Below are 14,653 nucleotides of genomic sequence, written 5' to 3' on the forward strand. Positions count from 1 at the left end.
TATGAGTCAAGGTACCATCGTTCAGTGTATCGGCGCCGTTGTGGACATTCAGTTCCCACGCGACGCGATGCCGAAGGTTTACGATGCCCTCAAACTGGATGCATCCGAAGAAAACGGCATGGTGGAAACCGGCCTGACCTTCGAAGTGCAACAGCAGCTGGGTGACGGCGTGGTTCGTACCATCGCCATGGGTTCGTCCGACGGCCTGCGCCGCGGCATGAAGATCAACAACACCGGTGCTGGCATCTCCGTGCCGGTCGGTATGGGCACCCTGGGCCGCATCATGGATGTGCTCGGTCGCCCGATCGACGAAGCCGGTCCGATCGAATCCGACGAGCTGCGTGCCATTCACCAGCCCGCTCCGAAGTTCGACGAGCTGTCCTCCTCCGTGGATCTGCTGGAAACCGGCATCAAGGTGATCGACCTGATCTGTCCGTTCGCCAAGGGCGGTAAGGTCGGTCTGTTCGGCGGCGCCGGTGTGGGCAAGACCGTCAACATGATGGAGCTCATCAACAACATCGCGAAGCAGCACTCCGGTCTGTCCGTGTTTGCTGGCGTGGGCGAGCGTACCCGTGAAGGGAACGACTTCTACCACGAAATGAAGGACTCCAACGTTCTGGACAAGGTCGCCATGGTGTTCGGTCAGATGAACGAACCCCCGGGCAACCGTCTGCGCGTCGCGCTGACCGGTCTGACCATGGCCGAGCGTTTCCGTGACGACGGTCGTGACATCCTGTTCTTCGTGGATAACATCTACCGTTACACCCTGGCCGGTACCGAAGTGTCCGCGCTGCTGGGCCGTATGCCGTCCGCCGTGGGCTACCAGCCGACGCTGGCCGAAGAAATGGGCCGTCTGCAAGAGCGTATCACCTCGACCAAGGTTGGCTCGATCACCTCCATCCAGGCCGTCTACGTGCCTGCTGATGACTTGACCGATCCGTCCCCGGCGACCACCTTCCTGCACTTGGACTCCACCGTCGTGTTGTCGCGTGACATCGCTGCTCTGGGTATCTACCCGGCCGTTGATCCGCTCGACTCCACCTCGCGTCAGCTCGATCCGCAGATCGTGGGCGAAGAGCACTACTCCGTTGCCCGTGCCGTGCAGATGAACCTGCAGCGCTACAAGGAACTGCGTGACATCATCGCGATTCTGGGTATGGACGAACTGTCTCCGGAAGACAAGCTGGCCGTTTCTCGTGCTCGTAAGATCCAGCGCTTCCTGTCCCAGCCGTTCCACGTTGCTGAAGTCTTTACCGGTTCCCCGGGCAAGTTTGTCCCGCTCAAGGAAACCATCAAGGGCTTCAAGGGCATCGTCTCTGGCGAATACGATCACCTGCCGGAACAAGCGTTCTACATGGTCGGTGGCATCGAAGAAGCCGTCGAGAAGGCCAAGACGCTGCAGTAATGCAGCGGCACCGTTAGGAGCCAGCGATGGTAATGACTGTTCATTGTGACGTTGTCAGCGCCGAGGAGTCCATCTTCTCCGGTCTGGTCGAAATGGCGGTGTTTCCCGGCGAAGCCGGGGAACTCGGCATTCTGCCGCAACACACCCCGCTGCTCACCCGCATCAAGCCCGGCACCGTTCGTCTGAAGTTGCCGGAACAGAGCGAGTTCGAGTTGGTGTATGTCTCGGGTGGCATGCTCGAAGTGCAACCTAACATGATCACCGTGTTGGCTGATACGGCCATCCGTGCTCATGACCTCGACGAAGCCAAGGCTCTGGAAGCCAAGAAGCGTGCCGAAGAAGCCCTGGCCAACCGCCAGGCTGAAGTCGACTACGCTCAGGCAGAAGCTGAACTGGCCCAGGCCATCGCTCAGCTCCAGGCCATCCAGCGCCTGCGCAAGTCGGTGCACTAAGCGGCGTCTTAAACGACGACAAAAAGGGCAGCTTCGGCTGCCCTTTTTATTTGCTTGCGCACATCTCGCATGATGGGCGCGTGCCCACAGCCCTGGCGCAGAAAAGTGGATTAAAGTCGCTGCAAACGCTTTTCCAGGCGGGCCAGGTCATCCCTCAGTGCGCTGACACCATCATTAAAGGCCTCGATTTCTGTCCGCGTGGCCAGCATGCCGGCCTCTTCGATCAAATATTCGCTGGCATTGTCTGCCACCCTGCGTAGCGCTGCGCTGCCTTGGGCTTGCAGGGATTGCTGGAGCAACGCAAGGCGGCGGGCCGGAATATCGCCCAGCACGCGGGCCAGATCGGCTTCCATATCCCAACGCAGGTGACGGAATACAAATCCCAGCGCTTCCGCAAGATCGGCAGATCCCGAGAGCTTTGCCGCCTGAAAGATACTCTGGCGATCCGTCACGGCACGCAGCACGGTATCCGAAGGCAAGGTGATGCTCACGTCCGGCATTTCGGCAGGATCACAGGCCTCAAATGTGCCGGTCTCCGTGATGCAAAGATGCACAAACAGCGTGCCCACGGCCATCCGCACCCGCGCCCCTGTAAACGGGCGCAGACGCACCACGGCCCATTCCGACTGCACCAAAAGGTGATTCAGCGGCTGACAGAGCAGGCGCTCCAGCATCCCCATCCGCGTCGCCTCAGAACTTGAAACCGCGGTGGAGTGCCACAACCCCCAGCGCCATGTTGAAGTATTCGACTTTCTCGAAGCCAACCGAGGACATCATGCCTTTCAGCTCCTCCTGGCTCGGATGCATGCGAATGGATTCAGACAGGTAGCGGTAGCTGTCCGAATCGTTGGTCACCAGTTTGCCGATACGCGGAATGACCTGGAAAGAGTAGAAGTCATAGACCGGTGCAAGGGGCTTCCAGACCTGGGAAAACTCCAGAACGAGCAGTCGACCGCCGGGGCGCAGCACCCGGTACATCTCGGCCAGCGCCGATTCCTTGTGGGTCATGTTGCGCAGGCCAAAGGCCACCGTCACGCAATCGAACCAATCGTCCGGGAAAGGCAGCTTTTCGGCATCGCATTGCGCGGTCGGCAACAGGTAGCCTTTGTCCAGCAGACGGTCACGCCCCCGGGCCAGCATGGCGTTGTTGATGTCTGTCAGCCAAACCTGACCGCTCTTACCCACCCGCTTGGCAAACGCCAGGGAGAGGTCACCCGTCCCGCCTGCCACGTCCAGCACACGCGAACCTTCGCGCACGCCGCTACGCTGGATGGTGAATGCTTTCCAGAGGCGATGCATGCCACCGGACATCAGATCGTTCATCAGGTCATAGCGACTGGCAACGGAATCAAAGACGTCGGCAACGCGACGGGCCTTTTCCTGCTCGGCGACGGTTTCGTAGCCAAAATGGGTGGTGTGGTCTTGAGTCATGATCTCAGTGGTGATGGCCGCACCCGCCAGTCGCAGCGGGGCGGGAAGTCGTATCGATGTCACGGGAAAGGCCCTGGGCCTCGATTTGCTGCAGATATTCCTGCCAGAGGGCGTCGCGGTGCTTTCCGAAGTTGTACAGGAGATCCCAGGAATACAGGCCGCTATCGTGCCCATCCGAGAAGATCAACCGCAAGGCGTAAGTGCCGACCGGTTCGATGCGCTCGATATCGACATGACGCTTGCCGGTTTGCAGGACTTCCTGACCGGGTCCATGTCCACGCGCCTCGGCAGACGGGGTGTACACGCGCAGGAACTCGAAGTCGAGTTCGTAACGCTCGTCCTGTTCATAGATAAGCTCAAGCTTGCGCGACTTCTGGTGCAGCTTGATTTCGTTCGGAATCGGGGTGTCCCGATCAATACCCGCCATGATGACCTCCGCAGTTGGGGCGATAGTTTACCGTACTCACCCCACTCTGACGCTGAGACAGGTCAAAGGGTTTCGTAACTGATGCGATCGAAGTCGAATCCGTGATGCTGGATATGTGCCAGGCGAATCGCTTGCCAGCGTCCGCCGACAAAAATTTCACGGCGACGCCCTCCCTGATAGATGCCGCTTTGGGCGATCAGCGAAGCCTCCTGGGCAATCGTCGGAATAGGCGGCAGTAAGAAAGCCGGGGAACTGGGTAGTGTCGGGCCTTCCAGGGTGCGCAAAGTGACGGCCTCAGGTTTGCCGGGCAACATCTCGACCCCGAGGGTGACCCGTTGCTCGGATTGTTGAATCCAGGCCACCGTTGCCAGCATGAAATGTTCGCCGTCATGCAGATGCAAGGCGAGCAACTGGCCGAATGCCACCCGTTCAGCCCCGCCGACCGGACATTGCAGGCAATAACCACTCACGGAATGATCGACAACGGGCCACGCTGTGCCAACACGAATGTCTGGCTTTGGCACCGCCTTGACTTCGCTGTCCACCCGATCACGGAAGGTGAATAGGGCATCGAAATCGCGCCGGGTCACCAAGGCCGTTTCCGGGTCGACAAAAGGCTGACCGGCAATAGCGGCGTACATATTCTCGAAGCCCACGGCAACCTGGATCGTTGTGGACGTCATGTGACGGCGATAGCGACGAGGCAAGCCTTTCAAGCGCCACGGATGGAGCAGGCGCTTGAGCAGGCGGCCCAGCTGGTGCGGTGTTTCATCCGGCAGGCCCAAAGAGGCAGCCGATTCGCCCTGACGCAGCAATGCATAGTGATGCCGCAGTTGCTGCTCCAGGGGCGAGGTGTCGACGAGACGCTCGTGCTCCTGCCAACGCTGCGCCGCGTCCTCCGGCAAGCGCGCCACGCCATGGTCTGCGGCCAGATCGAGTACGTAGCCCTGACGCGCCGCTTTGCCCGGGGGAATGATTTGGCACAGCCCCGCCCATTTGCGGGCGAGCAGGATGGTCTGCCCGACCCGGCGTGCACCGAGCGCATAGGGATTGGCGATATCCACGAGCAAGAGCGTCAGGTAGGTGGTGAAGCAACTCGCCGTCTGAGCCTCGTCCTGAACCGTAATCCGGGCAATGCCCAGGGACTCAGCCGACGCAAAATAGCCATTCACTTCTTGCCACAAGCCGGCAGGAATACTCTGGTGGGCCCGGAAATGTTCGTAAAACACTTCGGAAAAATAGCCGATACACCGTTGTACCAGGGTTGCCAGGACGAGCGGCAGTGCCGGATCGTCCGGATTGGGGTCAACCAGTTGGGCGCACAAGGCATAGCCGCGCGCCATCATGTCCTGAAGGCCGACGATGCGCAGGAACATCTGGACTTCAAAGGGCGCCAATGGCAGGGGCCGGTCGCGATAGTAGCGCCCCAGCTCCGTGGTCAGATAAGCGACGGTGGAACGCGCCTGTTCCAGGATCGCGAACAACTCCGGTGCTGCCGGCGGTGTTCGGCACAGGGTCTCGAGCAGGAGACGCAAATCATCACAGGCCTGCGCCGGCTGGCTGAGTTCGAGGCTGGCCAAATAGGCCAGCCCGGCCTGCGCGTTCGGGATCACCGGCACGTCGGCCATGTCAACGTGCTCCGTAGCCGGCATCCGCCAGCGCCGTTTTCAGGCGATCCGCCAAAACCGGGCTCGATACAGCGTCGACCGCCGGCCGCGCATCCGGGCGGGCGACCTTGCCCCAAATCGGTTCCGGGAAATGTTTGTCGTCCCGCCAACGGGGAATGATGTGCCAATGCAGATGCGGCACCATGTTGCCAAACGCCGCAAGGTTGATCTTGTCAGGCCGGAACAGGCTGCGGACCACGGACTCGACGATGAGCACGATCTCCATCAGCTGCTGGCGGTCGTGCGGCGACAAATCGCTCATTTCCCGCACATGATCGTGCCAGATCACCCGGCAAAAACCGGGATAAGCAGGGTCCGCAACGCGGATGATGCGGCAGCGCTCGGATTGCCAGAGGAGTTCGCCGCCGGGTTCGCGGCACAGTTCGCAGGAAAGGTCCATCTTGACGGTGTTTCGGGTTGTTTCAGCCCAAGATTACACCGTAAGAAGCTGTCGGGAAGCTGCCAAATCGTTAAATTTGGTAACTTCCCGACGGTCAACCTCAAAAATCAGAGCAAAACGCGCTCAATCCCACCCTGATTGGCCTTGCCAACGTAATCAGCCATCCAGTTGTCGCCAAGCAGGCGCTTGGCCATTTCGACCACGATGTAGTCGGCCTGCGTGCCGGCATCATCGTCATAACGGGACAGGCCCTGCAGACAGGCCGGGCAGGAGGTCAGGATCTTCACATCCCCCTGGAAGCCGTCAGCGCGGAGCTTTTCTGCCCCCTTCTCGATTTCCTGCTGCTTGCGGAATTTCACCTGCGTGGCGATATCCGGACGCGAGTAGGCGAAGGAACCGGAATCGCCGCAGCAGCGGTCGTTGAGCGGCACCTCCTGGCCCATGAGCGCCTTGGTCACGGCCAGCGGGTTGTAGGCCTTCATCGGCGTGTGGCAGGGGTCGTGGTACATGTAGCGCGTACCGCTGACGCCGTCGAGCTTGACGCCCTTTTCCATCAGATATTCGTGGATATCGAGCAGGCGGCAGCCCGGGAAGATTTTCTCGAACTGGTACTTCTGCAGCTGATCCATACAGGTGCCGCAGGAGACGATCACCGTCTTGATGTCGAGGTAGTTCAGCGTATTGGCGACACGGTGGAAGAGCACGCGGTTGTCCGTCGTGATCTGCTGGCCCTTGTCCTCATCGCCGGACGAGGTCTGCGGGTAACCACAGCACAGGTAACCCGGCGGCAGCACGGTGGTCGCCCCGACTTCATAGAGCATGGCCTGGGTGGCCAGACCGACCTGCGAGAACAGGCGCTCGGAACCGCAGCCCGGGAAGTAGAAGACAGCATCGGAATCCTCCGTCGTCTTCTTGGGATTGCGGATGACCGGGATGACCTTGTCGTCTTCGATATCGAGCAGGCCGCGCGAGGTACGCTTGGGCAGGTTGCCCGGCATCGGCCGGTTCATGAAGTGGATGATCTGGGTCTTCACGGTCGGTGCGCCGAGCGAGGCCGGCGGCGCCTTGCGCGTTTCCTGCACCAGGCCGACAGCCTTGGCCGCCTTGTGGGCCAGACGCTGGGCCTTGAAACCGAATTCCATCATGCCGGCGCGCATGAACTTGATCGTCGCCGGATCCTTGGCCGTCAGGAAGGCCATGGCTGCGGCCGTCCCCGGACTGAAGCGCTTTTTGTCCTGCTTCCGGAGGAAGTTGCGCATCGCCACCGACACATCACCGAAGTCGATATCGACCGGGCAGGGCTTCACGCAGCGATGGCAGACCGTGCAATGGTCGGCGACATCGTTGAACTCGTCGAAATGCTTGAGCGAGATGCCGCGCCGGGTCTGTTCTTCGTACAGGAAGGCCTCGACCAGCAAGGACGTGGCGAGAATCTTGTTGCGCGGGCTGTAGAGCAGGTTGGCGCGCGGCACGTGGGTCGAGCAGACCGGCTTGCACTTTCCGCAGCGCAGGCAGTTCTTGACCATCTCCGAAATCGTGCCGATCTCGGACTGCTCCATGATCAGCGACTCGGTGCCGAGCAGGCTGAACGACGGCGTGTAGGCATTGCCCATGTCGCCGCCGGGCATCAGCTTGCCCTTGTTGAAACGGCCTTCCGGATCGACCTTCTGCTTGTAGGCGCGGAAAGGCGCCAGTTCGGCCTCGGTTAGGAATTCGAGCTTGGTGATCCCGATCCCGTGCTCACCGGAAATCACCCCATCCAGACCCCGCGCCAGATGCATGATGCGATCGACGGCCTTGTGGGCCGTTTGCAGCATCTCGTAGTTGTCGGAGTTGACCGGGATGTTGGTGTGCACGTTGCCATCGCCGGCGTGCATGTGCAGCGCGACGAAAACGCGGCCGCGCAGGACATCCTTATGTATGGTCTCGATGCGCTCCAGAATCGGGCGATAGAGCGAACCGTCGAAAATCTTGGACAGGCGGGCCTTCAACTCCTGCTTCCAGGAGGTGCGCACGGAGAAGTCCTGCAGACGGTGGAAGAGCTTGGGATCGGCAGCCTTGTTGGTCAGTTCGCCAGCGGCCACGCCGAATTCGGCAAACTGCGCCTCGGCCTCGGCCAGCGGCAGATCCAGGTTGTCGAGCAACCAGGCCCAGCGACGGCGCACGGCGGCGACGTAATCCAGGGCGGCCTGGCGGCGGTCACCGATCAGGACGCTCTTGTCGACATTGGCATCGCCCTCATGCAGGGGCAGATCGGCCGAGAGGAAGACGGTCAACGCGTCGCAGAGGGCCAATTTGTTCTGCGTGGACAGCTCGATGTTGATGCGCTCGATGCCGTCGCAATATTCGCCCATGCGCGGCAGCGGAATCACCACGTCTTCATTGACCTTGAAGGCGTTGGTGTGACGCGAAATGGCCGCAGTCCGCGAACGGTCCAGCCAGAATTTCTTGCGCGTTTCGGCGTCGACCGCAATGAAGCCCTCGGCGGCACGCAGGTTGCACATGCGCACGACTTCCGACGCGGCCTTCATCACGGCGTCTTCGTCGTGACCGACGATGTCGCCGATCAGCACCATTTTCGGGCGACCGTGGCGCTTGGCCTTGGTCGCGTAGCCGACGGCCTTCACATAGCGCTCGTCGAGGTGCTCCAGACCGGCCAGCTGGACGCCGGCCGCATGCCCGGCACCGCCCGGCTTGAAGTAATCGGTAATTTCAACGATGGCCGGCACGGCTTCGCGAACCTGGCCGAAGAACTCCAGACAGACGGTCCGCGCCACAGGCGGCATCTTGTGCAGCACCCAGCGCGCCGCGACGATGATGCCGTCGGTGCCTTCCTTCTGCACACCCGGCACGCCACCGAGGAACTTGTCGGTAACGTCCTTGCCCAGACCGACCTTGCGGCAGGCCGCACCCGGCATGGTCAGGATTTCTTCCTTGAGCAGCTTCTTGCCGCTCGGGTCGAAACGCTTCAGGCGGAATTCGACTTTTTCCTGCTCGTGAATCTTGCCGTAGTTGTGGTTCAGGCGTTCGACTTCCAGCCAGTTGCCGTCCGGATCGACCATCTTCCACCAGGCCAGGTTGTCGAGCGCGGTTCCCCACAGCACGGCCTTCTTGCCACCGGCGTTCATCGCAATGTTGCCGCCGATACAGGAGGCCGAGGCCGAGGTCGGGTCGACGGCAAAGACGCGGCCGGCCAGCGAGGCGGCTTCGGAGACACGGTCGGTGACCACGCCGGCACCCGTACGGATGGTGGCGTAGGCTTCCGTATGCCCCGGGAGAACGACATTCTCGACCGGGCTCATGTCGATCAGCTTTTCCGTGTTGATCACGGCAGAGTAGGGCGTCAGCGGCACGGCGCCGCCGGTATAGCCGGTACCGCCCCCACGCGGGATGATGGTCAGGCCGGCTTCGATACAGCCGCGCACCAGATGGCCGATTTCTTCCTCGGTATCCGGATAGAGAACCACGAAGGGATATTCGACGCGCCAGTCGGTGGCATCGGTCACGTGCGAAACGCGGGCCAGGCCGTCGAAGGCGATGTTGTCCTTGCGCGTATGCTTGCCGAGGACCTTCTGCACCTTGCGGCGCAAATCCAGGGTTTCGCCAAAGCGGGCTTCGAAGCGGTTAACAGCCTGCTGTGCCGCATCGACCAGGCGCTTGACCTTGGCCGCGCGCTCCGCATCTTCGCCTTCGCTTTCGGCGCGGCGCTTTTCCACTTCGCGCAGGCGATGGCGCAGGGCCGTCACCAAGGCTTCGCGGCGATCGCGGTTGTGCAGCAGATCGTCTTCCAGATACGGGTTGCGCTGCACGACCCAGATGTCGCCCAGGACCTCGTACAGCATGCGGGCGGAGCGACCGGTGACGCGCTCGGCGCGCAGCTCATCGAGCACGGCCCAGTTATCGGCGCCGAGCAGACGGATGACGATCTCACGATCGGAAAACGAGGTGTAGTTGTAGGGGATTTCGCGCAGGCGGGCAGTCATGGCAGCAGCCGGGATCTGTCAAAAGGTGAATTTTACCGTATTGCGGCGCAACACGCGGGGCCGGGTAGACCGGAAGCCCTCAGGAAAGGTTCATTCCTTACAAACATTGACTTTACAGCGCAAAAAACAGGCTTTACTGTCGGCACTCCCGTGCGTTTTCCCACCAACAGGTGATTTTCATGCTTGCAACCCGCTCTCTTTTCCTGCGTTTTACCAGCCTGCTAGCCAGCGCCCTGCTGCTCACCGCCTGTGCCAGCGCGCCCAAGCCGGCTGAGCCGCCCCCCGCCGTCCGCCTGGCCATTGCCCAAACCGAGCGCGGCGTGATGATCTGGCTGCCCGACAATGTCCTCTTCGATTTCGGCAAGGCAGACCTGAACACCACCGAATCCGGCCCCTACCTCGACCGTGTTGTGCAACTTCTGAAGGACAAGACCACGCATAACGTCGCGCTCGAAGGCCACACGGACAGCGTCGGCAGCGCCGCCGCCAACAAGGCCCTGTCGGAAAAGCGCGCAACGGTCGTGCGCGATGCGCTGCTGGCCCGCGGTCTGCCGAAAGAGCGCACCCAGGTGACCGGCCTGGGCGAGGAGAAGCCGATTGCACCGAACGACAGCGAGCTCGGTCGCAAACTCAACCGCCGTGTCGAACTGATCATCCTGGGCGAAACAGTGGAAAACCTGACGCGCGGCGAGCCGGCCAACGCATTTGAAGCCGCTTTCGACAAATTGCGCGATCAACTGGAAGCCAAACTGAAGCGCGAGCCGTCATGAACGATCAACGACGCCATCTCCTGCTGGCCGGGCTGGGCGCGGCCGTGCTGCCGACAGTCGGCCTGGCGCAACATGAAGGCGGCAGCAAGCCGACCCTGGGCGTTGTCCTGGGCGGCGGTTCGGCCCGTGGCTTTGCCCACATTGGCGTGATCAAGGCCATCGAAGCAGCCGGACTCCGCCCCGACGTCATCGTCGGCTGCAGCGCCGGCTCGCTGATCGGCGCCCTCTGGGCCGCCGGCTTTACCGGCAATCAGATGGAAGACCTGGCCCTGAAGGTGCGCGACGAGGAGATCATCGACCTGGTGGCCGGCACCGGCGCCCGTGGCATGGTCACCGGCCGCAGCCTGCAGGACTTCGTCAATCGTCAGGTGCAAAACCGCCCGATCGAAGCCCTGCCGACCCGTTTCATTGCCGTCGCCACACAATTTCCGAGCGGCGAGATGAGCACCTTCTCGCGCGGCGATACCGGCTTTGCCGTCCGGGCCTCCTGTGCCATTCCGGGCGTGTTCATTCCGGCCAGCGATGGGCAGCGGGAATATCTGGACGGCGGGCTGGTCAGCCCGATCCCCGTCCAAACCGCCCGCAAGGCGGGGGCCGAACTGATCGTTGCGGTCGATATCGCCACCCCGGAAACCAATCCGGGCGCCACACCGGGCCTCTATGGATTGCTCCTCCGTTCTTTCGAGATCATGGGCCAATCGCTGCGCACCCACGATGTGGCGCAGGCCGATCTGGTCATCCGCCCGCCCATCGGTCATATCCCGAGCACCGATTTCAATGCCCGCAAGGTCCTGATTGCGGCCGGGCAGCAGGCCGGGGCGCGCATGGCCCCGCTGATCCGCGAACGCCTGGTCCGCAACGTCCGGCGCAAGGGCTGATCAGGCCGGCAAGGCAGCCTGGGCGATCAGCCAGTAACGGGCGGCCTTGCCGAGCAGCATGAACACGGCGCAGGGCAGCCAATGCAGGCGCAGCCAGCCGGCGCCCACGCACAAGGCATCGCCGACAAGGGGCACCCAGGAAAGCAGCAGGGCAGCACTCCCCCAACGTTCAAGCGGTGCCTTGTAAGGCAAGGTCTCGAGTCGCCGCCAGCGGGGCATGTAGCGGCCACAGGCCCAGGAGACCATGCCGCCCGCCGTGTTGCCCAGCGTCGCCAGCAACAGGGCGCTGCTCACCTGTTCCGGATGCTGACTGAGAAATGCCCAGAGCAATGCTTCCGAACTGACCGGCAGGACGGTCGACGCGAGAAAACTGGCCAAAACCAGGCCGGCAAGTCCTTGTTCTGCCGTGACGTTTAGCCACTCCACCCGTAGAATCTCCTTTTTTCCTCACGTTGAGCCAGCACGATGCACCCGGATTATCTCGAAAAAGTCCTGAATGCCCAGGTCTATGATGTGGCGGTCGAAACGCCGCTCGACCTGGCCGCCAACCTTTCGACCCGCGTGCACAACAAGATTTGGCTGAAGCGCGAGGACATGCAGCCGGTGTTTTCCTTCAAGCTGCGGGGCGCTTACAACAAGATTGCCAGCCTCTCGGCCGAGAAGCTCAAGCGCGGCGTGATCTGTGCGTCCGCCGGCAATCACGCGCAAGGCGTCGCCCTCTCGGCCAGCAAGATCGGCTGCCGCGCCGTCATCGTGATGCCGGAAACCACCCCGGCGATCAAGATCGAAGCCGTGCGCCGCCGGGGCGGTGAGGTCGTCCTGGCCGGTACCTCCTACGACGACGCGTATGCAAAAGCGCTGGAGCTGGAAAAATCCGAGAAGCTGACCTTCGTCCATCCCTTCGACGATCCGGAAGTGATCGCCGGCCAGGGCACGGTCGCCCTCGAAGTCCTGCGCCAGCACGCCCGCCACAACGGGCCGATTCATGCCGTCTTCTGCGCCATCGGCGGCGGCGGTCTGGCGGCGGGGGTCGCGGCCTACATCAAGCGCCTGCGTCCGGAAATCAAGGTCATCGGCGTCGAGACTTTCGATGCCGATGCAATGCGTCAGTCCCTGGCGGCAGGCAAACGCGTGCGTCTGGAGCAGGTCGGCCTGTTTGCAGACGGTACGGCGGTCAAGATGGTCGGTGAAGAGACCTTCCGGGTCTGCAAGGAATTCCTCGATGAGGTGATCCTGGTCGATACGGATGCCATCTGCGCCGCGATCAAGGATGTCTTCGAAGACACCCGTTCCATTCTCGAACCGTCGGGCGCGCTGGCCGTTGCCGGGGCCAAGGAATACGCCCGTCAGCACAAGCTGAAGGACAAGAATCTGGTAGCGGTGACCTCCGGTGCCAACATGAACTTCGACCGCCTGCGCTTCGTCGCCGAACGGGCCGAAATCGGCGAACAGCGCGAGGCCGTCTTTGCCGCCACGCTGCCGGAAAAGCCGGGTGCCTACAAGAAGTTCCTGTCCCTGATCGGCAACCGGAACATCACCGAATTCAACTACCGCTACCACGACGACCGCGCGGCACACATCTTTGTCGGCATTCAGGTTGCCGACCGCAAGGAAACGCACAAGCTGGTCGATAGCCTGCAAAAGCACGGCTACCCGACCATCGACCTGACCGATGACGAAATGGCCAAGAACCATGTGCGCCATCTGGTCGGCGGGCATGCCCCGCGCGCCTGCGGCGAACCGGCCAGCGGCCTGAAGGAGCTGATCTACCGTTTCGAATTCCCGGAACGCCCGGGTGCGCTGATGAATTTCCTGAACCGCATGAGTGCCGGCTGGAACATCAGCCTCTTCCACTACCGCAACCACGGCGCCGACTACGGTCGCGTGCTGGTCGGCATGCAGGTGCCCGAGCACGACATGGCGGCCTTCCGCCAGTTCCTCGACGATCTGGGCTACGCCTACTGGGACGAGAACGCCAACCCGGCGTACCAGCTCTTCCTCGGCTGATCTGTCGCGGGCCGGGCCCGCACCATCCGGAGTCCATTTTGGGGCCTGGGCGGCGGTCGACCGTCGCCCAGGCCCTCAATCCGTCTACACGGTCACGACAATCCGGCCATCGATGCCGCCCGCCCGCATGCGGTCGAAAATGGCGTTGATGTTATCCAGGCGATCCATGCTGTAGTGCGCCTGCACCTTGCCTTCACCGGCAAACATCAGCGACTCCTGCAAATCCTTGCGCGTCCCGACGATGGAGCCCCGCACGGTCTTGGCGTTCAGCACCACGTCGAAAATCGGCAGTTCGAAACCGCCCGGCGGCAAGCCGACCAGGGACATCGTCCCCCGCTTGTGCAGCATGCCCACGCCCTGGTTGAATGCCGCCCGCGAAACGGCCGTCACCAGCACGCCATGCGCGCCGCGAATCTGCTTCTGCACCTGTTGCACCGGATCATCGGTCAGGGCATTGATCGTCTCATCCGCCCCCAGACTGCGCGCCAGCGCCAGTTTTTCCGGTGTCACATCGACGGCGATCACGTGAAAGCCCATGGCCTTGGCGTATTGCACCGCCATGTGACCGAGGCCGCCAATGCCGGAGATCACCACCCAGTCGCCCGGCTTGCAATCGAGCACTTTGAGACCCTTATAGACGGTGACGCCGGCACACAGGACCGGCGCCGCCGGTTCGAAAGCCAGGCTGTCCGGCAATTTGCCAACATAAGCGGGATCGGCCAGGACATATTCGGCATAGCCGCCATTCACCGAGTAGCCGGTCATCTGCTGGCTGTCGCACAGGGTTTCCCAGCCGGTGATGCAATGTTCGCAGTGACCGCAGGCCGTATGCAGCCAGGGCACGCCAACGCGGTCGCCCTCCTTGACCCAGGTCACACCGGCCCCGACCTTGGCGACATAGCCCACGCCTTCGTGGCCGGGAATGAAGGGCAGGGGCGGCTTGACCGGCCAATCCCCTTCTGCGGCATGCAGGTCGGTGTGACACACGCCGGATGCTTCGATCTTGACGAGAATCTGGCCGGGCGGCACCTCGGGAACGGGGACAGATTCAATCACCAGCGGCTGCCCGAAGGCATGGACGACCGCTGCTTTCATGTATTCAGCCATGATGCGACCTCCTTGATCACGATCCGCCAACAATACGGCGTCATGGCTTCACTCTACGCCGCTGATGCCGCAGCACTTTGCGGCAAGTCAAGGCCTGTTATTCTTTTTGGAAATTAATTTGTGAAA

At 62.0% G+C, this 14,653-nt stretch carries 13 protein-coding genes; 5 read left to right on the top strand and 8 right to left on the bottom strand.

Annotated elements, in window-relative coordinates; translation table 11 throughout:
- Position 1 precedes the first annotated feature (1 nt).
- Positions 2-1,405, top strand: coding sequence for a F0F1 ATP synthase subunit beta (gene atpD / locus AACO21_RS01205; protein ID WP_346190647.1), 1,404 nt, complete (start codon positions 2-4; stop codon positions 1,403-1,405).
- A 26-nt stretch (positions 1,406-1,431) separates the two neighbouring features.
- Complete coding sequence (locus AACO21_RS01210) at positions 1,432-1,857, top strand: F0F1 ATP synthase subunit epsilon (RefSeq protein ID WP_346190648.1); 426 nt, start codon at positions 1,432-1,434, stop codon at positions 1,855-1,857.
- Between the two features lie 110 nt (positions 1,858-1,967).
- Here the strand turns inward: AACO21_RS01210 and AACO21_RS01215 are convergent, their stop codons facing one another.
- The 6 genes from AACO21_RS01215 to AACO21_RS01240 form a co-directional block, all read right to left on the bottom strand.
- Positions 1,968-2,537, bottom strand: a complete 570-nt coding sequence (locus AACO21_RS01215) for a hypothetical protein (RefSeq protein ID WP_346190649.1) — start codon at positions 2,535-2,537, stop codon at positions 1,968-1,970.
- Positions 2,538-2,547: 10 nt separating this feature from the next.
- Positions 2,548-3,288 (bottom strand): bifunctional demethylmenaquinone methyltransferase/2-methoxy-6-polyprenyl-1,4-benzoquinol methylase UbiE, encoded by a 741-nt coding sequence (gene ubiE, locus AACO21_RS01220; RefSeq protein ID WP_346190650.1) that lies wholly within the window; start codon positions 3,286-3,288, stop codon positions 2,548-2,550.
- Positions 3,289-3,292: 4 nt separating this feature from the next.
- Positions 3,293-3,715, bottom strand: coding sequence for a DUF971 domain-containing protein (locus tag AACO21_RS01225; RefSeq protein WP_346190651.1), 423 nt, complete (start codon positions 3,713-3,715; stop codon positions 3,293-3,295).
- Positions 3,716-3,777: 62 nt separating this feature from the next.
- Positions 3,778-5,343 carry a hypothetical protein gene (locus tag AACO21_RS01230; RefSeq protein WP_346190652.1) on the bottom strand — a complete coding sequence of 522 codons (1,566 nt, stop codon included), beginning with the start codon at positions 5,341-5,343 and terminating at the stop codon, positions 3,778-3,780.
- A gap of 1 nt (position 5,344) precedes the next feature.
- Positions 5,345-5,782 (bottom strand): HIT family protein, encoded by a 438-nt coding sequence (locus tag AACO21_RS01235; RefSeq protein ID WP_346190653.1) that lies wholly within the window; start codon positions 5,780-5,782, stop codon positions 5,345-5,347.
- Positions 5,783-5,889: 107 nt separating this feature from the next.
- Positions 5,890-9,765 (bottom strand): DUF3683 domain-containing protein, encoded by a 3,876-nt coding sequence (locus AACO21_RS01240; protein ID WP_346190654.1) that lies wholly within the window; start codon positions 9,763-9,765, stop codon positions 5,890-5,892.
- A 179-nt stretch (positions 9,766-9,944) separates the two neighbouring features.
- Here AACO21_RS01240 and AACO21_RS01245 point away from each other — a divergent pair, with 179 nt between their 5' ends.
- Together AACO21_RS01245 and AACO21_RS01250 are read left to right on the top strand one after the other, a co-directional pair.
- The gene (locus AACO21_RS01245; protein ID WP_346190655.1) at positions 9,945-10,535 is read left to right on the top strand and encodes an OmpA family protein; all 591 of its coding nucleotides are present in this window, start codon (positions 9,945-9,947) and stop codon (positions 10,533-10,535) included.
- Complete coding sequence (locus AACO21_RS01250) at positions 10,532-11,413, top strand: patatin-like phospholipase family protein (protein WP_346190656.1); 882 nt, start codon at positions 10,532-10,534, stop codon at positions 11,411-11,413. The genes AACO21_RS01245 and AACO21_RS01250 overlap by 4 nt, the downstream gene beginning before the upstream one ends.
- Here AACO21_RS01250 and AACO21_RS01255 read toward each other — a convergent pair whose 3' ends face one another.
- Positions 11,414-11,839, bottom strand: a complete 426-nt coding sequence (locus AACO21_RS01255) for a DedA family protein (RefSeq protein ID WP_346190657.1) — start codon at positions 11,837-11,839, stop codon at positions 11,414-11,416.
- A 39-nt stretch (positions 11,840-11,878) separates the two neighbouring features.
- Here AACO21_RS01255 and ilvA point away from each other — a divergent pair, with 39 nt between their 5' ends.
- A complete protein-coding gene (gene ilvA, locus AACO21_RS01260; protein ID WP_346190658.1) occupies positions 11,879-13,420 on the top strand; it encodes a threonine ammonia-lyase, biosynthetic in 1,542 nt (513 codons plus the stop codon).
- Positions 13,421-13,504: 84 nt separating this feature from the next.
- Here the strand turns inward: ilvA and adhP are convergent, their stop codons facing one another.
- Positions 13,505-14,527, bottom strand: a complete 1,023-nt coding sequence (adhP, locus tag AACO21_RS01265; RefSeq protein ID WP_346190659.1) for an alcohol dehydrogenase AdhP — start codon at positions 14,525-14,527, stop codon at positions 13,505-13,507.
- Positions 14,528-14,653 lie beyond the last annotated feature (126 nt).

This window comes from Dechloromonas sp. ZS-1 (assembly GCF_039649255.1).
Taxonomy (GTDB): Bacteria; Pseudomonadota; Gammaproteobacteria; order Burkholderiales; family Rhodocyclaceae; genus Azonexus.